We start from the raw sequence: 19,994 nt of genomic DNA, 5'->3' as shown, positions 1-19,994 counted from the left end.
AGGCGGGGTTCACGACCAATCCAGTTTCGTCTAGGATCGGGCCGGCACCAGAAAGTAGCGTAATGAATGGCGGTTGCTTGGATCGGCAACCGGGAAACGCTGGTCGAGCGCGCGGCTGCACATGCCGCCGCGCTGTTGGGGTCAAGCCGGTGCCCGGTTTTCAGCCTGGATACGGATATACACGGCACCAGGGCGGCGATCGCGCTGGCTGAGCGGGTTGGCGCGGCATACGATCATGCCGATGGCGCGGCAGTTTCCCGGGAGGCCGCGCTTTTTACCGACAAAGGCGCGATGACCGTTGCGCCCGGCGAGGCGCGCCGGCGCGCCGATGTCGTGGTGGTCGTCGGCGAACTCCCGCAGATCCATCATCAATTTGTCGGCGAACTCTCAGCCACGGTTCCCGATCTCTCGACCCCCGATCTCTCAGCCAGGAATCAACGCGAAATCTTTCTTATCGGGTCGAACGAAATGTCTGCACCGCGATTGAGCAACGGGCGGATTGCGACGATCCTGTCCTGCGGCGAGGCAAGCCTCGGCGCGACGCTGGCGGCGCTGAGGGCGCAGTGGAGGGGGCGCCAGACATCGCGGCCGGTATCGAATTTCGACGATTTCGCCAAAGCCCTGGAGGCTGCGCATTTTCCCGTTTTCCTGTTTTCAGGCGACGCAACAGAAGGGCTGGCGCTCGAGATGCTGCAAGGGCTGGTCACTGATCTCAACCGCAAGTCACGCGCGTCCGGCCTGCATCTGTCGGCGAGCGAAAACGGCTGGGGAAGCGCACTCGCCTCGACCTGGATGACCGGTTTTCCGCTGCGCACCGGATTTGCGCGCGGCTTCCCGGAATTCGACCCCTGGCGTAACGATGTCGCGCGCATGATCGCTGCCGGCGAAGCCGACCTGCACCTGCGGATCTCGTCCTCAATTGTCCAGCCGCAGAAGAAAAGGAACCGCATGGCGCTGATTGCCTTGGCGAAAACGCACGAGCCGGTCGCGGGCGCTGCGGTCACCATCGCCATCGGCGAAGCGGGCGTCGATCACCAGGCGGTGGTCTATTCCAGCCGCACCGGTTCGCTGCGGTCGGTCGATGCACGAGCGGCCTCTGAACTGCCCTCCGCTGCGACTGTTATCCGGCTGGTCGCCAGTCATGTCTCCGCCGAGGCGGCGTTGCCATGCTGACGAAAATCGCCGGCGGCGACATCATCGATCCGGTCAACGGCCGTCTCGGCAAGGGCGACCTGTGGATCAGCGACGACAAGATCGTTGCGGCGCCGGCGGGTGGCGCTGCCGAGCGGACCATCGACGCTGCCGGCTGCATCGTCATGGCGGGCGCCATCGACATCCATTCCCACATCGGCGGCGGCAACGTGAATACGGCACGGCTGCTGTTGCCCGAGCAGCATGCCGCGCACCAGGCGCGACCGGCGACGACGCCGCTCTCCAATGCCGGCTGGTCGACTTTCCAGACCGGATGCCTTTACGCCAGAATGGGTTTTACAACGGTCGTCGAGCCGGCGATGTCGCCGGGAGCCGCGCTTCACACCCATCTCGAACTGGCCGACATCCCGATCATCGACAAGGCGACGCTCGCCATTCTCGGCAACGACGATTTCCTGCTGTCGATGATCCGCGACGACGCCTCCTCTCAAATGATCGAGGACTATGTCGCCTGGACGGTCGCCTCGACGCGGGCGCTTGGGGTAAAGGTGATCAACGCCGGTGCGGCGGCCGCCTTCAAGGAAAACGTCCGCACCTTCTCGCTCGACGATGTGGTGCCTTCCTATGGCGTCAGCTCGCGCAAGATCGTCAAGACGCTGCAGGCGGCGGTCGACAGTCTCGGCGTCCCGCATCCGCTGCATGTCCATTGCAACAATCTGGGCAGCCCCGGATCGGCGGATACGGCGGCCGCGACGATCGCGGCGGCGGAAGGATTGCCGCTGCACCTCGCCCATCTCCAGTTCTACGGCTACGGCACGGAAGGCAAGCGCAGGTTTTCGTCGGCCGCGGCGCGTCTTGCCGAACTGGTCAATGCGACGCCGGAAGTCACCATCGATATCGGCCAGGTGATGTTCGGCCAGACGGTCACCGTCTCCTCCGACGTCATGCGGCAGTTTTCGGCGCGTGGCAGTGCGCAGCCGAAGAAATCCGTCATTCATGACGGCGACGGCAATGGCGGCGGCATCGTGCCCTACAGCTATGGCAAGGATTTCTATGGCACGATGCAGTGGGCGATCGGGCTCGAGCTTTTTCTCCTGATCGACGATCCGTGGCGTGTCTTCTTCACCACCGATCACCCCAACGGCGCGCCCTTTACCGTCTATCCGGCCCTGTTCGAGTTGCTGATGACCCGGGAAGCGCGCACCGAAATGATCGCCGGACTTTCACCTTCGGCGATGGCGCTCTCCACCCTTGCCGCAATCGACCGCGAATACACGTTCGAGGAAATTGCCATCATGACGCGCGCGGCCCCAGCCAGGCTGCTCGGTCTGACGGATCGCGGCCATCTCGGCGCCGGCGCCACAGCCGACATCGCTGTCTACCGCAGGGACCAAAATATCGCGAAAATGCTGGGGCAGGCGGCATATGTCTTCAAGGATGGCGATCTCGTCGTCCAGGACGGAGAAATCACCCACTACCGCTGGGGCAAGGCGCTCAGGCTCAATCCGTCGCCGGACAAGGCGATGCTGCGGCGTCTGGAGGACTATCACCAGCAGCGCTACGGCCTGTCGCTGGACTGGTTCGATTTCCCGGATACGGCGATCGCGCGCGAACAGCCATTCGGCGAGGTGGCATGCCGAACGTGAGCGTAAATGGCATAGTGATCGACGATACCTTTGCCGAGGCCTTCGGCATGCGCGCGACCGCCATCATCATCACCGCGCCGAACCGGAAATGGGCGCGCCAGGCGGCGATCACGATGACCGGCTTTGCCACCTCGGTGATCGGCTGCGGCTGCGAAGCGGCAATCGACGTCGAACTGCCGCCATCGGCCACGCCGGACGGCCGGCCCGGCTGCCGCGTGCTGATCTTCGCGATGGGAACAGATGAGCTGCAGAAACAACTGCTCAATCGCGTCGGCCAATGTGTCTTGACCTCGCCGGGTTCGGCCTGCTTCGCCGGACTGGAGGGCAGCGCCGCTTTGAAGCTCGGATCGGCGCTGCGTTACTTTGGCGATGGCTGGCAGATCTCCAAGAAAATCGGCGGCAGGCATTTTTGGCGGGTTCCCGTCATGGATGGCGAGTTCCTGTGCGAAGCAACGACCGGGCTGACCAAGGCTGCCGTCGGCGGCGGCAATTTCTTCGTCATGGCTGAAAGCAGCGCCAAGGCCTTGCTCGCCGCCGAGGCCGCGGTTGCCGCGATCGGCCTGGTGCCGGGCGCGATCGTGCCGTTTCCGGGCGGCATTGCCCGTTCGGGTTCCAAGATCGGTGGTAAATACAAGGGCATGATCGCGTCGGCCAACGAAGCCTACGCTCCGACACTGCGCGGTGTTGTCAGGAGTGAGCTCGGCGCCGACATCAATGCCGTCCTGGAAATCGTCATCGACGGCGAGACCAACGACGCCGTAGCCGCCGCTATGAAGGCCGGCATCAAGGCCGTCATCGAACTCGGGCCGCAGCGAGGCGCGGTTCGGATAAGCGCCGGCAATTACGGCGGCAAGCTCGGCAAGTTCATCTATTCGCTGAAGGATATGCTGCCGTGAAAGCGCTGACCTTCACCCTTGTCGCCGAGCCGCCGGAGCGCCTTGATCTATCACTGCTGACGGCGGAGCGGCTTGCCGGGATCGAAAGGCGCGATTTCGAAAAAATCCAGATCGGCATGTCGAAACATGGATCGAAGGTCGGCGATATTTTTCGCATCGCCGGCAACGATCTGCTGGACATCGTCTTCGAAGGTGGCAGCGCGCGCCTCGACCGCGTGGCGGAAGGCATGCGGGGCGGTTCGGTTCGCGTCGTCGGCAATGCCGGCGCCCAGGCCGGGCGCGCCATGCGTGGCGGCACGCTGACGATCGAAGGCAATGCGGGTCCGCATGCCGGCTCCGGCATGCGCGGCGGCAGGTTTGAAATAACCGGCAACGCCGGCGATCACCTTGGTGGGCCGCTCGCCGGCGAATTGGCCGGCATGAATGGCGGCGTGCTGATCGTCAGGGGCAAAGCCGGCGCTTTTGCCGCCGACCGCATGCGCCGCGGCCTAATCGCGGTGCTGAAAGGCTCAGGCGACAATGCCGGCAGCCGCATGATCGCCGGCACGCTGGTGGTGGCCGGCGGCACCGGCGAGATGCCCGGCTATCTGATGCGTCGCGGTTCGATCCTTCTCGATCGCGCGCCGAAAAGTCTGTCGCCGAGCTTCGTCGAATGCGGCGCGCCGGAAAGCGTTTTCGCCGCCGTCGTCGATCGCCATCTGATCGCCGATGGTATTTTGAAACGGCCGCTTCTGGGCAACGCGCCGCAGAAATATGGCGGTGACAACGCGGTGCTTGGAATGGGTGAGGTTCTTTTCCCTCACTGAGGCGTGCTGCTGATAAAGCAATGCCTTCAGCGCCGTGCTCCGGCCGACATCCGCAAATTGCAGCTGCATGTTCCGGTGAACTGCTGATTTCTTCCCGCGAGACATTTCGCATACTGTTTGGCTTTGCGACGTTTTGGAAGAAACCACACGATTCCAAAAACCCAATTTCGTGCCTCTTTGCTGGGCAATGAGGGCCGTCTCGCCTTCTCCAGCAGAACGTTTTTGCGCCAAAATGCCCAAAATTCCACCAAAGTAGGGCGACTTCCCCTTTCCTCGCGCGGTATCGGCAGCACGCTGCAAGAATCTGTGTTGCCAAGCGGAGAGTTTTGGCTAACGTAAGGAAAACCACAAAACCACATAACGAAAAAGGGGAACAACATATGAGCGAGTCAAGCAGGCGCGATTTCATGAAAGGCATGGCGGCGTTCGGAGCGGGCGCCGGGCTTATGGTGATCAACCCGGAATTCCTGGTCTCCGGCGCGGCTGCGCAGGCGGGCAAGCAACTGGTCTTCCTGTCGGCCGAGAACATCACCGGCAACTGGGATCCGACGGCGCATACGACGCTATCGCAGAAGAACATCGAGGGTTTCGTCATGGGGTTCCTGACGCGGACGCCGATGCGTGTCGAAAAACCCGACGAGGTCATCTACGAGCTCGCCACCAAGATCAACTTGCTTGAGCCGACCAAGCTTGAGATCAAGCTGCGTGAAGGGGTGAAGTTCCACGACGGAAAGCCATTCAAGGCCGAAGACGTCAAGGCGACCTTCGAATACGGCTCGCAGCCCGACCGGCCGGCGCAATGGTATCCGGGCTCGACCGAGACGCTGACGATCACAACGCCGGACGACTACACGGTGATTGTCGACACATCGAAGGGCGGCTATCCGGCGCACCTGTTCATCTTCCTCGCCTCCTACCTGCCGATGCTGTCGGCAACCGACATCGCCGCCGGGCCCAGCGGGCCGCTTTCGCAGCGCCTGAACGGCACCGGGCCTTACAAGTTCGTCGAGCAGCGAGGCAACGACACGGTGTTGGAAGCCTACTCGGACTACTTCCTCGGGGCGCCGACCATCCCCGGCATCAGCTTCAATTTCGTTGGCGATTCGACCACCCGCATGCTGTCGCTGATGAACGGCCAGGCGTCCATCGTGGAGCGGCTCGAACCGGAGCAGGTGGCGACCCTGCAAGGTAACGAGAAGGTGGCAATCAGCAGCGTGGTCTCGGTCGAAAACAAATATCTGTGGTTCCGCTGTTCCAAGCCACCCTTCGACGATCCGCGCGTGCGCATGGCGGCCTGCCACGCGATCGACCGGTCCATGCTGCTGGAAATCCTCGGCGAGGCCGGCCATGCCTCGGCGAATTATGTCTCGCCGGTGAAGTTCGGCTATATCGACCTGCCCAATTATCCCGAATACAGCCCGGAGAAATGCCAGGCCCTGCTCGCCGAAGCAGGCTTCCCGAAGGGGCAAGGGCTGCCCGAGCTCGAATACATCACCTCGGTCGGGTTCTATCCCAAGACCAAGGAGTATGGCGAGGTGATCACTGCCATGCTGCAGGAGCAGGGCTTCCCCGTCACGCTGTCGGTGCTGGAGATCGCGGCGTGGAACGAGCGTCTCTACGACCGTCCCGGCGGCGGTCCGGGCCATATGGTCGACTGCGGCTGGTCGACCGGATCGCCCGAGCCGGACCTCGTGCTGCGGACGCATTTCCATTCCTCATCCAAGCGCATCACCGGCATTGTCGATCCCGAACTGGATGCCTCACTCGACAAGGAGCGCAGCGCGGCGTCGCTCGAGGAGCGCAAGCAGATCCTCCAGACCGAGACGATGCCGATGATTGCCGCGAAGGTGCCGTCGTTCTCCCTGTTCACCTCCGTCATGATCCACGCGATGGACAAATCTCTCACGGGGCTCTTCATCTATCCGGACGGTTCCATGGACGCGTCGAAGGGGGCGTTCGCCTGATCGGCGCCAGCCGCGGCCCGCGGGAGTAACAACCCGGGCCGCGGTTGTCGTCGACGGCCGGGTGAGACACACGGGCTCGGCTGCTGGCAACCAGTCCTCGGGCTTCGTCCGCCGCAGGAGATGGAATGTTCATCATTAGCTTTCTTGTCCGCCGCCTGGCCCAGGGTGCGCTGATCATTTTTCTTGTAACGCTGCTGATTTTCACCTTGCTTCGCGTCGTTCCTGGCGATCCCGTCCGGTTGATGGCGGGCGGAATGGCGCCCGAGGCGCTGATCGAGCAGATCGCCAAGGAGATGGGGCTTCGCGACCCGGTGCTGGTTCAATTCGGGCGCTACATGAGCGGCGTCGTCAGGGGCGACCTCGGCCAGTCGTTCGTTCGGCCGGCCAGCGGCGCCTCGACCGGCGGATCCAGTTTCGGGGATGCCACGCGCGGCGAGCGCGCCGATGTGCTCACCCTTATCGGCGAGACCCTGCCGATGACGCTGCAACTCGCCTTTCTGGCGATCGTGTTCGCGATGCTCTTTTCGTTCCTGGTCGGCATCCCGGCCGGATTGTCTCCCGGGCGATGGCCGGACAAAGTCGCTTTCTACGTGTCATCGATCTTCATATCCCTGCCGGGTTTCTGGCTCGGCATCGTGCTTGCGCTGCTGCTCTCCGTGAAGCTCGGATGGCTGCCGGCGATCGGCTACAAGGGCTTTGCCTACACGATCCTGCCGGCAATCGTGCTGGCTGTCGAACTTTCGCCGGTTCTTATCCGGACGCTGACCGGCTCGATTTCCTCGGCAATGATGATGCCGTTCATTGCAGTCGGCCGCGTGCGCGGGCTCAGCCAGCGTCGGATCATCTTCGCGCACGCGCTGCGCAACGCCTCCGTTCCGCTGCTAAACCTTCTCGGCATCCAGATCAGCGGCCTGCTCGGCGGCGTGCTCGTGATCGAATTCATCTTCGACTATCCCGGACTGGGGCTTCTGACCATCAACGCCGTGTTGCAGCGCGACTTTCCGCTGATTCAGGGCATCGCGATCGTCACCAGCGTCATCTTCGTCCTGATCAACATCGCGGTCGATCTGATCGCGACGCTGATCGATCCGAGACTGGAATACTGATGAGCCTCGCGCAAACCAATCTGAGCCTGAAGGTAACCGCGCCGGAAGCGCAGCGCGGCGCTTCCCTGTCCCGGCGGATATGCAAGGCGGCGCTGGCGTCGAACGAGTTCCGGGTCGGCCTCGTGATCTTCGCCATACTGGGTCTCGCGGCGCTGCTCTACCCGGCCTTGAGCGGGATCGACCCCACCAAGATGAACGTCGCCGGCCGTTTGCAGTCGCCGCCCTTCCTCGGCGACAAATGGAACTGGGCGGCACCGCTTGGCACCGATCAGATCGGTCGCGACATGCTCGTGCGCAGTCTGGTGGGCTTGCGCTATTCCCTGCTGATCGGCCTGTCCACCGTGGTGGTGATGCTGATCATCGGCTGCTCGCTCGGCATGCTCGCCGGCTACTATGGCGGCAGGATCGACATGGTGATCATGCGGATCACCGACGCGCAGCTCTCCATCCCGATGATCATCCTCGCAATCACCGTTCTGGGGGTATCGCGGCCGACGATCCCGGCGATCATCCTTGTGCTCGGTCTTTCGAGTTGGCCGGTCTATGCCCGCGTCACGCGCAGCGTCGTGATGACCGAACGCAAGAGCGAATATGTGCGCGCCGCCCAGCTCAGCGGCGCTTCGGATTTTCGCATCATGGTCTGGCTGCTCGCGCCGCTGGTGCTGCCGCCGATCATCTTCGTGTCGGTGCTCGACGTAGCGCGCATGATGATCTTCGAGTCGATCCTTGGCTTCATCGGCCTCGGCGTGCAGCCTCCGACGCCGACCTTCGGCAACATCATCGCCGATGGCAGGAAGTACCTGCTCAATGCGTGGTGGATCGCCACCATGCCGGGGGTGTTCCTGTGCCTTACCCTGACCAGCATCAATCTGATGGGCGCTTCGCTCGAACGGGCCCGCAACCGGATCTACGGAGGCGTGTCGTGAACAGCAGCCCGGTCCTGTCGGTTAAAAACCTCGGCGTGGAAGTGGGCACGGGCGCTGGCGCCCGGCCGGTGCTCTCGGATGTGAGTTTCGATCTCGCCCCGCGTGAAATCGTCGGCATCATCGGGGCCAGCGGTTCGGGCAAGACCGTTCTGGCGCGAGCCCTGGTCAACTGGATCGACCCGCCGCTGCGCATCTCGTCCGGCTCGGTCGAGTACAAGTCGCAGAACATCCTCGACCTGGCCGGCGGGCGGATGCGCCTGCTGCGCAGGGAGATCGCCTATGTCGGCGCCAACCCCATGGGAGCGCTGGATCCGACTTTGCCGGTCGGCCGCCAGATCGTCGAGAAGCTGAGCGCCGTAGTGCCCGGCATCGATCCCTCGGAAGCCCGCAAGCGGGTCATCGATCTTCTTGGAGCGGTCCGCATTCCCTCGCCACGACTACGTTTCGACGAGTACCCTTCGCAGTTCAGCGGCGGCATGATGCAGCGCGCGCTGATCGTCGACGCTTTGATCAGCAATCCAGCTTTTCTCGTTGCCGACAACGTCACCCAGCCGCTCGACGTGACAGTCGCAGCGCAGGTCCTGCGTCTGATGCGCGAGTTGACGGAGCGTTTCGACACCGCGGTGGTGTTCGTTTCCTCTTCGCTGCCGACGGTCAAGGAGGCGGCCGACCAGGTCCTGGTGCTGTCCGAAGGCAGGATTGTCGAGCGCAACACCCCGCAGCGGCTCATCGACGCGCCGCAGCATCCCTATACGCTGCAGTTGATCAGCCAGATACCGAAAATCTGGACGAGCGAAGCGGTCGCGGTTCCACGTACACCGAACGCGGCGAGGCCAACGATCAGCATACGCGACGCAACCCGCACCTACCGTGTCCGCAAACGGGGAACGTTCGCGGCCCACAGCGAGGTCCGCGCCGTGCGCAATGTCACCTTCGACGTCATGCCGGGCGAGAATTTCGGCGTGGTCGGCGAGTCCGGCTGCGGCAAGTCCACCCTGATGCGGCTTCTCAGCCGCCTGGAGTTTCCGGACAGCGGCAGCGTCATCTGCGATGGCCAGGATCTCTCGAAACTGAGGGGAAAGATGCTGCTGAAGTTCCGGCGCGATTTTCAGCTCGTGCTGCAGGATCCGTTCAACTCGCTGCCGCCGCGGACATCGATCGGCGCGATCCTGGAGGATCCGCTGCGTGTGCACGGCATGCGCAATGCGAAGGAGATACGCGATCGTGTCCTGGCGGTCATGGCCGAGGTCGAGCTTCCCGCGAACCTCTACGATGAGTTGCCGCTTGGGCTCAGCGCCGGTCAACGCCAACGTGTCAACGTCGCCCGCGCCATGGTGCTCGAGCCGAAGGTGCTCATCATGGACGAGACGCTGTCGTCGCTTGACCAGACCGAGCAGTTCCGCCTGCTGGCGCTGTTCGAAAAACTGCAGGCCCAGCACGGCCTGACCTACGTCTTCATTTCGCATGACCTTGCAATGGTCCGCCGCGTCTGCAACCGGGTTGCCGTGATGTATCTCGGCGAGGTGGTCGAGATCGCCGACAATGAGCGTCTTTTCTTCGATCCCGGGCATCCGTACACGAAGGCGCTGTTGAGCGCGGTACCGACACTGGAGGAGCGCCGCTACAAGCCGGAGGACTGCCTGCTCGAAGGCGAGCCGCCGAGCCCGATCGACCTGCCGCCGGGTTGCAGTTTCGCCAGCCGCTGTCCGCATGCCTTCGACAGGTGCCATGCCGAGAGCCCGACGCTGACGGTGCGAAATCACGGCGAGTTGGCGGCCTGCTTCCTGGTTGAAAGACAGGGGCCCGCGCCGCCGCATGATGGACAAAAGACGGGGAGGAACATACCGATGGAAGCGAGATTTGCATGAGCGATCCTGAAGATCGCTTGCAATACGCGCTTGCCGAACTCGAGACGCACGGGCGCGTGTCGGTGCAGGCACTCGCCGAGCATTTCCATGTCAGCCGGGAAACGGTGCGTCGCGACCTGAAGCAGCTGGAACTCGAGGGGCACCTGCGGTGCATCTATGGCGGTGGCGTCAAGCCGCGCCCGGACGCCGATGAGCCCATCGCCGACCGGATGCGGCTGAACGCGCGCGAAAAGGCGCGCATCGCCGAATGCGCGGCGACCCTGCTCAGAGACCATATCAAGATCTTCGTCGACACCGGCACGACGACGCTGGCGTTCGCCAAGCATCTGAGGAACTGGCCTGATATCACCGTCTACACCAACTCGCTCGACATCGTCGCGCTGCTCGCCGATGCCGGACATCCCAATCTGGTGGCGGTCGGCGGCGACGTCAGGGCGAGCTACCGCGCCTTCATGGGTCAGGATCCGGTCGATCTCGTCACGCGGCACCTGTTCGACATCGCCTTCGTCAGCATTGCAACCGTCGACAGCAGGTTCGGCTTCATGGACCTCGGACAGGACGAGGCGAACATTCGCCGCGCGCTGCGAAAGCACTCCAAACAGTGCGTCATGCTGGCGGACAGCAGCAAGTTCGGCCGGCAGGGCTCCATCTGCACATACGAATTCCGGGACGTCGACATCCTGATCACCGACGCTCCCCTCAAGGCGGACTTCGCCGCTCAAATGGATCAGGCGCAGGTAAAGGTGCTCTATGCTTGAAATTCGCAAGGACCCTTCGGCCTTCCCCGGCATCGACGCCGAAGCCCTCCATCGGATGATGGATGAGGTTTCCGCCTTCGGCGGTGGTCCGGACGGCTCGATGATGCGACTGACGCTGTCCCGCGAGGATGGACTGGCACGCGACTGGCTGGCTGCATGGTTCGCGCAGGAAGGCCTGCGCCTTGAGGTCGATGCGATCGGCAACATGTACGGATTTCTCGACTGGGCCGGCAGGGATGCGCCGTGCATCATGTGCGGTTCGCATCTCGACAGTCAGCCGAATGGTGGCCGTTTCGACGGCGCCTATGGGGTGATTGCCGCCTGCAGCGCGATAGAGTCGATCCGGCGCCGGGTGGCCGAAGCCGGCATCACGCCGAAATGCAACTTCGTCATCGTCAACTGGACCAACGAGGAAGGTGCGCGATTCCAGCCCAGCCTGCTTGGCAGCAGCGTCAATTCCGGTGAGATCGACCTCGATTTCGCGCTGGCGCGCCGGGACGGTTCCGGCGTTTCGGTGGCCGAGGCGCTGTCGGAGATCGGCTATGCCGGCAAGGCCGCTCGCGTGGTGCCGGACGCCCTGATCGAGATCCACATCGAAGGTTCAGCCCATCTCGAGAAGGCCGGCCTGCGGATCGGCGCATTTACCCGTTTCTGGGGCGCCGTCAAATATCGCCTCGCTTACCTCGGCCGGCAGGCCCACACCGGCCCCACACCGATGGCCGAGCGGCAGGATGCGCTGCTCGCTGCCGCCTATCTGATCGCCGAACTCAGGGACATGGCCGACAAGGCCGGTCCGGGTCTGCACACCTCGGCGGCGCGGCTGGAAGTCCATCCCAATTCGCCGAACGTAGTGCCGGCAGAGGCGGTGATGTTCATCGAACTGCGGTCGGGAAGTGCCGAGCTTCTGGAGTCGGCCGAAGCGGAACTCAAGGAGAAAATCACAGCCTGCGCCGCCCGCGCGCGCGCATCATTCGAAATTCGATCAATAGACCGGAGGCGGGCGGGAGAATTTGACGCCGGGCTGATCGATCTGGCCGAACAGACCGCCAAATCGCTCGGGCAGACGGTGCTGCGGCTCGACACAATCGGTGGGCACGACGCAGTCAGCATGTCGGCGGTGACGCCGGCGATCGTTATCGGGGTGCCGAGCGTCGGCGGTGTCATCCACCACCCGACGGAGTTCACGACGCCCGAGGACCGGCTCCTGGGGACGGAACTGCTCGCCGGGATGCTGTGGCGGTTCTGCCTTGACGGCAACATCCTGAAGAACTGAAGGACAGACGATGAAGACGCTCGGCGAAGCCTCGACCCCCGCGGAAGTTCGTGCCGAGGCGGCGCTCATCGCTGTTGCGGCCTGGACGGGAAAACAGATTGGTTTTACCTCAGCTCCTCCGGGTATCGCATCGCCCTCGCATCGCGGCGTTGACAGCGAAGCATGGCTGGTGGCGGTCGACCAGCCGTCTCCGGCCTATTTCCTGAAGATCGTGAACTCGGACCAGAAGGCGTTCGTCGACCTGGAGGCCGTGTTTGAAGCCGCCTCCATCGCGGCCGGACTGGGCTGCACGCCAAGTCCGCGGCACCTTGCGCGAGACGCCGACGCGATCGTCTTCGATCTCCTGCCGCCCGGTTGGAAAACAGCGCGCATGGACGATCTGCGGCGGGCGGACGTGATGGAACAGGTCATCGCGCTTAAAAAGGCGATCCACGGGGCGCGGCCATTCACTTTGTCCTGGACGGTGTTCGATAGGATCCGGGTGCTGGACAACGCCTGCAAAGCCGCTGGCGTCGACCGCCCCGACGATCTTTGGTGGATGCTCGACGGCGTCGGCGAGATCGAGCGCGCAATCGCGGCTGCGGGTTACGATGTCCGGCCCAGCCACGCCGACGGCCTCGCCTCCAACGTCATGATAAGCCAGGACGGGGCGGTTCAGCTCGTCGACTTCGACGAAGCCCGCAATGTCGACCCTCTCTACGACATCGGCATTGTTCTCAACGAGGCCTTTCCGTTCGAAGAAGAGATGCGGCCGGCGCTTGAGGTGTTCGAGGGCTCCTTCCGTCAGGCTTCCCTCGACCGCTGCCGTGCGTATGCGGCGGCCGACGATCTGGTGTGGGGGCTCTGGGGGATGCTTATGAACTCGATATCGCCGAGCGGCGATATCGAGTTTCTGAAATACGCGCAGTGGCGCCTGCTGCGCTGCCGGATGGCCCTTCGCCATCCGGACTTCAAACTGAAGTTGAGACGGCTTTGAGCGACTGCAAGGAGGCTGTACATGGTTGAGAAGCGGCCGGGCGAGGCGGTGAGCGAAGCCGAGCGGGAGATCGAGGCCGTCATCTGTGCCGTCGAACCATGGGCCGGCCGCGATCTCCGCTACGGGCCGGTGCATGGCGGCATCAGCAATTCCAATTGGCGCGTTCGCATCGCGGGACAGGCAGGGAGCTATTTCGTGAAGGTTCCGGGCCGCGGCACCGAGATGTTCATCGACCGAAAGGCGGCGGCGGAGGCGAGCCGGCGTGCGCACTCGCTCGGTATCGGACCCGCGGTCTACGGCTATCTGGACGAACGCGGCGTCGAGATCGCCGATTTCATGGAGGGGCGGCGCTCCTGTACCAACCGCGATTTCCTCGACCCGGATGTACGGCGCTCGGTGCTGGGTCTCTACCGGCGCTTCAACGATTCGGGCCTGCTGTCGCTGACCAAGACCGTCTTCGATATGATTGACGAGCATGTCGATCAGGTGCGCGAGCTCGGAGGCGCGCTGCCCGCGGATTTTGCCTGGCTGCATCGCCAGTACCGGCTGGCGCGGGCGGCGCTCGAGGCTTCGGGCATCGACCTGGTGCCGTGCTTCAACGATCCGATGCCGGGAAACTTCATGATCGCGCCCGACCGGTCGATGATGCTGATCGATTATGAGTATGCGGCAAACAACGATCGCTGTTACGAACTCGGCATCTGGTGCGGAGAAATGTTCTTCTCCGATGCGGTCGAGGCCGAGGTCATCGAGGAATATTTCGGCAGGTTCGATCCACGGTTGAAAGCTCGCCTGGTCGTGCACAAGGTGCTCGCCGATGTGAAGTGGGGAACCTGGGCGATGGTGCAGAACGTCGTATCGGCGCTCGATTTCGATTTCTACAAATACGGGGCGTGGAAATATATGCGCGCGCGCTCGGTGATGCAGACCCCGCAATGGATCGAGCATCTCAGGGCGGTCTGACGGGTATCACTAGTCGAAGCAATTCCGACCAGCGACATATTTTCATGTCATGATGAGCCAAAGAGGGCGCGTCCGTCTCCAGCTACTGCCCGATTGGCATTGCGGTTAAGCCGCCATGGCCGGCATGTCTGCAGGAAGGTTAGCGGCCGTCGTTGGCAATCAGTTTCGTCAGGCAATCACCCGCCTGGCTCCCAGGCACGCCGAGATCCCTGACACTGTCCATGTGGTTGCGGTTGGTGAGAACAAGCGAAATTACCGGCGAACCCTGCTGCAGCAGGTGCTCTTTGAATCGGTCTGCTTGCTGATGGAAAGGCGGCGTCTCGTTGGCTCCGACCAGAACCATCGCCCTGGTTTGTGGATCATGCCGATAGGCAAGCGGTGTAAACCTGGCGACTTCCTCATCGGTGATTGCAATCTCGTTGGCGAGAAAGGAGTTCTGCAGCGGTTTCAAATCGTAGAGCCCGCCGAGCAGAAGGGCTGCCCGAACGTTCGAAGGCTCGCTGTTGAACAGAAACGTTGAAAGATGTGCTCCGGCCGAATGACCGCTGACGGTCAGGTCTGCCGGGTTTCCGCCATGGTCGGCGATATGGTCCAGAACCCACTGCTTGGCGCGGCGCACCTGGTCGACGATCGTCGCCATTCTGACCTTGGGCATCAGAGCATAGTCGACGATGACGGCAATCGCGCCGGCCTGGGTGATCGTCGCCGCGACGTATGAGTAGTCGCGCTTGGAGAACATCCTCCAGTAGCCGCCATGGATAAACATGTGCACCGGCAGGCCGCTTGTTTTGCCCGGGGGAAAGAACAGGTCGATGGTTTCGGTCTGATCCGGCCCATAGGCAATGTCCGCTGTCATCGGGATGGTTGCGCGGACGGCCTCGCTTCGGTGAACGATATCCTGGACGAGTTGATCGAAATCGGCGACATGGTCGCGGATGCGGAACGGATCGCTTTGCACTCTTCCTCCGCTCAGATGCTGATGGAGAGGTATTTCGCCTCTATGAACTCGGCAATGCCGTGATGCTGGCCGCCCTCGCGGCCGAGGCCGCTCTGCTTGACCCGCCGAACGGTGCTGCCGGATCGGACATCAAGCCGCGGTTGAGAGCGATCATCCCGGCTTCGATCCTGGATGCCACCCGCATTCCACGCGCAAGGTCGCGCGTGTAGATGTAGGCGGCAAGACCGTATTCGGTGTCGTTGGCGCGCGCGATGATTTCGGCTTCCGTCTCGAATCTCGAGATCGGCGCCACCGGCCCAAAAATTTCCTCGTGCGCCATCTCCGCCTCGGCCGGGACGTCGCAGAGCACGGTCGGCGGATAGTAGTATCCGGTTCCCGAGCCTGCCTTGCCTCCGCACAGCACCCGCGCGCCACGGGCGACAGCATCGTTGACCAGACGGTCGATCTTGTCCACGGCCTTCCTGGTGATCATCGGCCCGCACTCCGTGGCCGCGTCCGTGCCAGCGCCGATCTTGAGTGTCGACATCCGCCTGGCGAGGTTTTCGCAAAACGCATCGTAAGCGCCGGACTGGACATAGATGCGGTTTGCAGCCGTGCAGGCCTCGCCGGCGTTGCGCATCTTCGCCACCATCGCCCCATCGACCGCCGCGTCGAGATCAGCGTCATCGAACACAAGGAATGGCGCGTTGCCGCCAAGTTCCATCGAACACGAAACCACGTGCTTTGCGGCCTCGGCCAGCAGAACCCGCCCGACACAAGTCGAGCCGGTAAAGGAGAGTTTGCGCACCCGCGGATCGGCCAGCATCGCGGCCGTCACCGGGCCGGGATTGGAGGTTGTCAGAACGTTCACCACACCTGGCGGAACGCCTGCTTCCTGGTAGAGCGCGGCAAGCGCGTAGGCGGTGAGCGGGGTCTCGCTGGCCGGCTTCAAGATTACCGTGCACCCAGCAGCCAAGGCGGGCGCGATCTTGCGCGTCGCCATGGCGGCAGGGAAGTTCCAGGGCGTGACAAGGACGCAGATGCCGATCGGCTCGTAGTCGACCACGATCCGGTTGGTGCCGGAAGGCGCCATCCCGAATTCACCGGTGATGCGAACGGCTTCCTCGGCATTCCAGCGAAAGAATTCCGCAGCATAGGCGATCTCGCCACGCGCGTCCGGCAGTGCCTTGCCGTTTTCCAGCGAGATCAGGGTGGCCAGCGTCTCGGAACGCTGCGTCATCAGCTCGAAGCAATTTCTGAGGATTTCGGAACGCTTGCGCGGCGCCGTTGTGCGCCAGCCATCGGCGGCCCTGGCCGCAGCCTCGACGGCGGCCGCGGCATCTTCGATCGTCGCATCGGGAACGGCGGCGATCACCGCTTCCGTGGAAGGGTCCACGACCTGGATTTCCGTGCCGTCGGCGGATTGCCGCCATTGGCCGCCGATATACAAGCCGTGGGAGAATCTATGGAAGTCGGCAGTGTCCTGATCGTCCGCCAGCACCTGATGCGATATGTTCACGGCCTGCTCCTCGATTGCTCACATGACAGAGGTGGCGAGGTCGCCATCATAGCCGGCCTGGATCAGGCCCCGCATGGCTGCCAGGTCGAATGGACGCGGATTGTTCTTGATGAGACGGTCAATGCCAAGCGCCTGTTCGGCCGTCCAATCGAGCTTGTCGGCGGGAAGCCCGAGCCTGGCCAGCGTAGGCGCGATCCCGATCGCTGCAAACAGCCGGCCGACCTAGTCGATCGTCGCGTCGGCCATCTCACCGGAACTCCGGTCGCTGCCGTCGAGACCAAGGGCAAGGCCGATCTCGGCCATCTCGGCGGCCGCGGCGGCCCGGTTGTACTTCATGACATATGGCAGCATGGTGGCGACACCCAGCCCGTGAGCGGTGTGGGTGAGGGCGCCGACCGGATATTGCACCGCGTGCGCCGCCGCCGTGCCGGCCGTCCCGAACGCACAGCCGGCTGCAAGCGCGCCCATCATCACATCGGCGCGAGCGTCCTCGTCGGCGGGGTCGCGGTAGGCCTTCTCGAGACTGCGGCCAAGCAGCTTGATCGCGAGCAGCGCAAAATGATCGGTCAGCGCGCTCTTGCCGATGAAGACATGTTGTTGCGGCAGGCCGGGGTCGGTGCCGCGCCTGACGGCGGTAAAAGCCTCGATCGCATGGGTCAGCGCGTCTGCGCCCGCGATCGCCGTCAGCCCCGGGGGACATGTCATCGTCAGTTCCTGGTCGCAGATGGCGGCTGCCGCGATCAGATGCGGGCTGGAGATGCCTACCTTCATGGTGCGATCCGGATCGGAGATCACCGCGACAGGGGTCACTTCCGAGCCGGTGCCGGCTGTCGTTGGCACCAAGATCAGCGGCAGCATCGGACCGGGCACCTTGAACTCGCCGTAGTAGTCCTGGAGCAGGCCGCCGTGACTGATGAGCAACGCGGCGCATTTGGCCATGTCGAGACAACTGCCGCCGCCGATGCCGATCACCATGTCGGGCGCAAAATCCCGCGCCTCCTCGACGCAGACAGCAACCGAGTCGCGTGGCACATCGGGCTGCACACGGTCGTGAACCAGCACATCGATCGATGCGCCCTCGAGCGTCGCGATGATCTCTGCGAAGGCGACAGTTGTGGCAAAGCGCTCGTCCGTACAGACGAGAGCGCGATGGCCGAGCCTCGCCGCTACGGTTGCAATGACATGGCGCTGGCCCTTCCCGAAGAGGATTTCACGCGGCAGCCTTATTGCAGCGAAAAGGCTCATGTTCTGTGTCCCTTCGATGATGTGGAAGGCGAAAGTTCGCCGAACTCGGCCCCAAAAATATCCTCTATTAAATCGTATATGATATAGGATTGTATTGGGCGAAGCATCATGTTAGCCAGTGGTCCTGTCAAGAGGCAAAGATGCAGGCCACGAACGCAAGCAATGCCCGAGAAGCCGACCCCGCCAGGGGGCGCATCCAGCGATCCAACAGCCTGGTGGAGGACGTCTATGAAGCGATCTTCGCCCAACTCATGTCGCTGAAGATCGCGCCTGGCTCACGGATCACCGTCGACAGCCTGGTCAAGGAACTCGAAGTATCCCACACGCCAATCCGTGAAGCGCTTGGCCGCCTCGAAGGCGAAGGCCTTGTGCTGAAGACACATTTGATCGGCTACCGCGCCGCGCCGCAGATAACCAGGCGCCGATTTGACGAACTCTATGAGCTTCGCCTGCTGCTCGAGCCGCATGCGGCGGTCAAGGCAGCCGCATTGATGGATGAGACGAAACTTGCGGTACTGCAGGAGTCCGCAGGGGGCATGGCGCGCCGCGAGGGCAAGGATGAACGCCTGCGTTACTCCAATTTTGCGCGGCAGGACGCCATCTTCCACGACAGGATCATGGAATTTGCAAACAATGAACTCGTACGCGAGACTCTCGCGTTCCAGCACACGCACTTCCACATCTTCCGCCTGATGTTCCATTCGCGCGTCACCGAGGAAGCGCTCGACGAGCATCAGGCCATCCTGGCCGCCTTCGCTGCCTCTGATCCCGCGGCGGCGGAACAGGCGATGCGCCGTCATATCGAGCATTCCCGTGATCGTTTGCTGCCGGCGTTCGATTGAGATTGGCACGATGTTCGTCACCGTCGGGAGCGGCGCCGTCAAGCTGAATGCACCGTTGATCAACGCAGGCAAACGCCCGGGACATCCCGGATAAAGCCCTTCCATTCACAAAACGAGGTACCGACCATGCTAGGCAAGAAAATACTGATGTTGACCGGTGAGTTTACCGAAGAATACGAGATCTTCGTCTATCAGCAGGCGATGGAGGCGGTCGGCCACATCGTCCACGTCGTCTGTCCTGACAAGAACGCTGGAGACCTGATCAAGACGTCGCTTCACGATTTCGAAGGTGACCAGACCTACACCGAAAAACCGGGCCACTATGCCTTGCTGAACAAGACCTTTTCGGAGGCGGAAAAACAGCTCGACCAGTATCATGCCGTGTATTGCGCGGGCGGTCGTGGCCCCGAGTACATCCGCACGGATCAGCGCGTGCAGGCGATCGTCCGCCATTTCCACGAAAACGAGAAGCCGATCTTTACCATCTGCCATGGGGTCCAGATCCTGATCGCGGTCGACGGCGTCGTGCGTGGCAGGAAAGTCGGTGCGCTGGCCGCCTGCGAGCCGGAAGTGACGCTGGCCGGCGGAACCTATATCGACCTGTCGCCGACCGAGGCCTATGTCGACGGGACGATGGTCTCGGCAAAGGGCTGGACCGCACTTGCCGCGTTTATCCGCGAGTGCCTGACGGTGCTGGGAACGGAAATCCGCCACAACTGAGTCAATTGTTCCGACCGGCTGCCGGACGGGGTCGGCATCCAGCCTGGTGACCCGCTGCTTGGCAATCCAGCCCAAACAGGCACCATCGTAGCAGCTATGCAGTCGTCCTGGGCGGCAGCTTGAGTTGAGCGTTGGCGGATCCATTCCGTGACATCCGCCGAAGAATTGCAGCGGCTCAGGATAAATGCTGATCTGTAGTGATCCTTCGCGCCCCCCCTCTGTCCTGCCGGACATCTCCCCCACGAGGGGGGAGATTGGCAGCTTTGGCGCACCGCTTGCTCTTGCGACAGTGGCGGTTCGCGAAGGCGATGTGACGGCCGATCTCCCCCCTTGTGGGGGAGATGTCCGGCAGGACGACAGAGGGGGGCGCTGTCCCATAGGCGCTAACTTAGGGGTA

General features: G+C 62.9%; 15 protein-coding genes and 2 pseudogenes. 14 read left to right on the top strand and 3 right to left on the bottom strand.

The window, feature by feature from the left end; genetic code table 11:
* Positions 1 to 66 precede the first annotated feature (66 nt).
* The 12 genes from NMG80_RS30070 to NMG80_RS30015 all read left to right on the top strand — a co-directional run bounded on the left by NMG80_RS30070 (position 67) and on the right by NMG80_RS30015 (position 14,334).
* On the top strand, positions 67 to 1,173 hold the full coding sequence (locus NMG80_RS30070; protein ID WP_254021480.1) for a molybdopterin-binding domain-containing protein: 1,107 nt from the start codon (positions 67 to 69) through the stop codon (positions 1,171 to 1,173).
* Entirely contained in the window at positions 1,167 to 2,798 is a 1,632-nt protein-coding gene (locus tag NMG80_RS30065) for a formylmethanofuran dehydrogenase subunit A (protein WP_254021479.1), read from the top strand. Before NMG80_RS30070 ends, NMG80_RS30065 begins: the two co-directional genes overlap by 7 nt.
* The gene (fhcD, locus tag NMG80_RS30060; RefSeq protein WP_254021478.1) at positions 2,786 to 3,694 is read left to right on the top strand and encodes a formylmethanofuran--tetrahydromethanopterin N-formyltransferase; all 909 of its coding nucleotides are present in this window, start codon (positions 2,786 to 2,788) and stop codon (positions 3,692 to 3,694) included. Before NMG80_RS30065 ends, fhcD begins: the two co-directional genes overlap by 13 nt.
* Entirely contained in the window at positions 3,691 to 4,500 is an 810-nt protein-coding gene (locus NMG80_RS30055) for a formylmethanofuran dehydrogenase subunit C (RefSeq protein WP_254021477.1), read from the top strand. Before fhcD ends, NMG80_RS30055 begins: the two co-directional genes overlap by 4 nt.
* A gap of 380 nt (positions 4,501 to 4,880) precedes the next feature.
* Complete coding sequence (locus tag NMG80_RS30050) at positions 4,881 to 6,464, top strand: ABC transporter substrate-binding protein (RefSeq protein WP_254021476.1); 1,584 nt, start codon at positions 4,881 to 4,883, stop codon at positions 6,462 to 6,464.
* A gap of 125 nt (positions 6,465 to 6,589) precedes the next feature.
* Positions 6,590 to 7,570, top strand: coding sequence for an ABC transporter permease (locus tag NMG80_RS30045; protein WP_254021475.1), 981 nt, complete (start codon positions 6,590 to 6,592; stop codon positions 7,568 to 7,570).
* Positions 7,570 to 8,496 carry an ABC transporter permease gene (locus NMG80_RS30040; RefSeq protein ID WP_254021474.1) on the top strand — a complete coding sequence of 309 codons (927 nt, stop codon included), beginning with the start codon at positions 7,570 to 7,572 and terminating at the stop codon, positions 8,494 to 8,496. Before NMG80_RS30045 ends, NMG80_RS30040 begins: the two co-directional genes overlap by 1 nt.
* A complete protein-coding gene (locus NMG80_RS30035; RefSeq protein WP_254021473.1) occupies positions 8,493 to 10,364 on the top strand; it encodes a dipeptide ABC transporter ATP-binding protein in 1,872 nt (623 codons plus the stop codon). The genes NMG80_RS30040 and NMG80_RS30035 overlap by 4 nt, the downstream gene beginning before the upstream one ends.
* On the top strand, positions 10,361 to 11,122 hold the full coding sequence (locus NMG80_RS30030; RefSeq protein WP_128184062.1) for a DeoR/GlpR family DNA-binding transcription regulator: 762 nt from the start codon (positions 10,361 to 10,363) through the stop codon (positions 11,120 to 11,122). Before NMG80_RS30035 ends, NMG80_RS30030 begins: the two co-directional genes overlap by 4 nt.
* The gene (locus NMG80_RS30025; protein ID WP_254021472.1) at positions 11,115 to 12,395 is read left to right on the top strand and encodes a Zn-dependent hydrolase; all 1,281 of its coding nucleotides are present in this window, start codon (positions 11,115 to 11,117) and stop codon (positions 12,393 to 12,395) included. The genes NMG80_RS30030 and NMG80_RS30025 overlap by 8 nt, the downstream gene beginning before the upstream one ends.
* 10 nt (positions 12,396 to 12,405) lie before the next feature.
* Complete coding sequence (locus NMG80_RS30020; RefSeq protein ID WP_254021471.1) at positions 12,406 to 13,371, top strand: aminoglycoside phosphotransferase family protein; 966 nt, start codon at positions 12,406 to 12,408, stop codon at positions 13,369 to 13,371.
* 21 nt (positions 13,372 to 13,392) lie between these two features.
* The gene (locus NMG80_RS30015) at positions 13,393 to 14,334 is read left to right on the top strand and encodes a choline/ethanolamine kinase family protein (protein WP_254021470.1); all 942 of its coding nucleotides are present in this window, start codon (positions 13,393 to 13,395) and stop codon (positions 14,332 to 14,334) included.
* A gap of 139 nt (positions 14,335 to 14,473) precedes the next feature.
* On the opposite strand, the gene NMG80_RS30010 is transcribed toward NMG80_RS30015, so the two are convergent.
* The 3 genes and pseudogenes from NMG80_RS30010 to NMG80_RS30000 all read right to left on the bottom strand — a co-directional run bounded on the left by NMG80_RS30010 (position 14,474) and on the right by NMG80_RS30000 (position 18,035).
* Positions 14,474 to 15,292 carry an alpha/beta hydrolase gene (locus NMG80_RS30010; protein WP_254021469.1) on the bottom strand — a complete coding sequence of 273 codons (819 nt, stop codon included), beginning with the start codon at positions 15,290 to 15,292 and terminating at the stop codon, positions 14,474 to 14,476.
* A gap of 11 nt (positions 15,293 to 15,303) precedes the next feature.
* Positions 15,304 to 16,784: pseudogene (locus NMG80_RS30005) on the bottom strand (NAD-dependent succinate-semialdehyde dehydrogenase).
* 24 nt (positions 16,785 to 16,808) lie between these two features.
* Positions 16,809 to 18,035, bottom strand: a pseudogene (locus NMG80_RS30000) (iron-containing alcohol dehydrogenase).
* A 140-nt stretch (positions 18,036 to 18,175) separates the two neighbouring features.
* Between NMG80_RS30000 and NMG80_RS29995 the strand changes: the two are divergent.
* Both NMG80_RS29995 and NMG80_RS29990 read left to right on the top strand, forming a co-directional pair.
* Entirely contained in the window at positions 18,176 to 18,877 is a 702-nt protein-coding gene (locus NMG80_RS29995) for a GntR family transcriptional regulator (protein WP_254021468.1), read from the top strand.
* A 126-nt stretch (positions 18,878 to 19,003) separates the two neighbouring features.
* Positions 19,004 to 19,597 carry a DJ-1/PfpI family protein gene (locus NMG80_RS29990; RefSeq protein WP_254021467.1) on the top strand — a complete coding sequence of 198 codons (594 nt, stop codon included), beginning with the start codon at positions 19,004 to 19,006 and terminating at the stop codon, positions 19,595 to 19,597.
* Positions 19,598 to 19,994: the final 397 nt, after the last annotated feature.

The sequence above is a fragment of the Mesorhizobium escarrei genome, assembly GCF_935825525.1.
Classification (GTDB): Bacteria; Pseudomonadota; Alphaproteobacteria; order Rhizobiales; family Rhizobiaceae; genus Mesorhizobium; species Mesorhizobium escarrei.
This window is presented reverse-complemented; position numbering and strand designations above follow the sequence as displayed.

What these genes read in the sequence shown, in the direction of transcription:
- NMG80_RS30050 (WP_254021476.1), top strand. Translation starts at nt 4,881, where the DNA reads ATGAGCGAGTCAAGCAGGCGCGATTTCATGAAAGGCATGGCGGCGTTC.
- NMG80_RS30020 (WP_254021471.1), top strand. Translation starts at nt 12,406, where the DNA reads ATGAAGACGCTCGGCGAAGCCTCGACCCCCGCGGAAGTTCGTGCCGAG.
- NMG80_RS30065 (WP_254021479.1), top strand. Translation starts at nt 1,167, where the DNA reads ATGCTGACGAAAATCGCCGGCGGCGACATCATCGATCCGGTCAACGGC.
- NMG80_RS30030 (WP_128184062.1), top strand. Translation starts at nt 10,361, where the DNA reads ATGAGCGATCCTGAAGATCGCTTGCAATACGCGCTTGCCGAACTCGAG.
- NMG80_RS30045 (WP_254021475.1), top strand. Translation starts at nt 6,590, where the DNA reads ATGTTCATCATTAGCTTTCTTGTCCGCCGCCTGGCCCAGGGTGCGCTG.
- NMG80_RS29990 (WP_254021467.1), top strand. Translation starts at nt 19,004, where the DNA reads ATGCTAGGCAAGAAAATACTGATGTTGACCGGTGAGTTTACCGAAGAA.
- NMG80_RS29995 (WP_254021468.1), top strand. Translation starts at nt 18,176, where the DNA reads ATGCAGGCCACGAACGCAAGCAATGCCCGAGAAGCCGACCCCGCCAGG.
- NMG80_RS30015 (WP_254021470.1), top strand. Translation starts at nt 13,393, where the DNA reads ATGGTTGAGAAGCGGCCGGGCGAGGCGGTGAGCGAAGCCGAGCGGGAG.
- fhcD (WP_254021478.1), top strand. Translation starts at nt 2,786, where the DNA reads ATGCCGAACGTGAGCGTAAATGGCATAGTGATCGACGATACCTTTGCC.
- NMG80_RS30040 (WP_254021474.1), top strand. Translation starts at nt 7,570, where the DNA reads ATGAGCCTCGCGCAAACCAATCTGAGCCTGAAGGTAACCGCGCCGGAA.
- NMG80_RS30025 (WP_254021472.1), top strand. Translation starts at nt 11,115, where the DNA reads ATGCTTGAAATTCGCAAGGACCCTTCGGCCTTCCCCGGCATCGACGCC.
- NMG80_RS30070 (WP_254021480.1), top strand. Translation starts at nt 67, where the DNA reads ATGGCGGTTGCTTGGATCGGCAACCGGGAAACGCTGGTCGAGCGCGCG.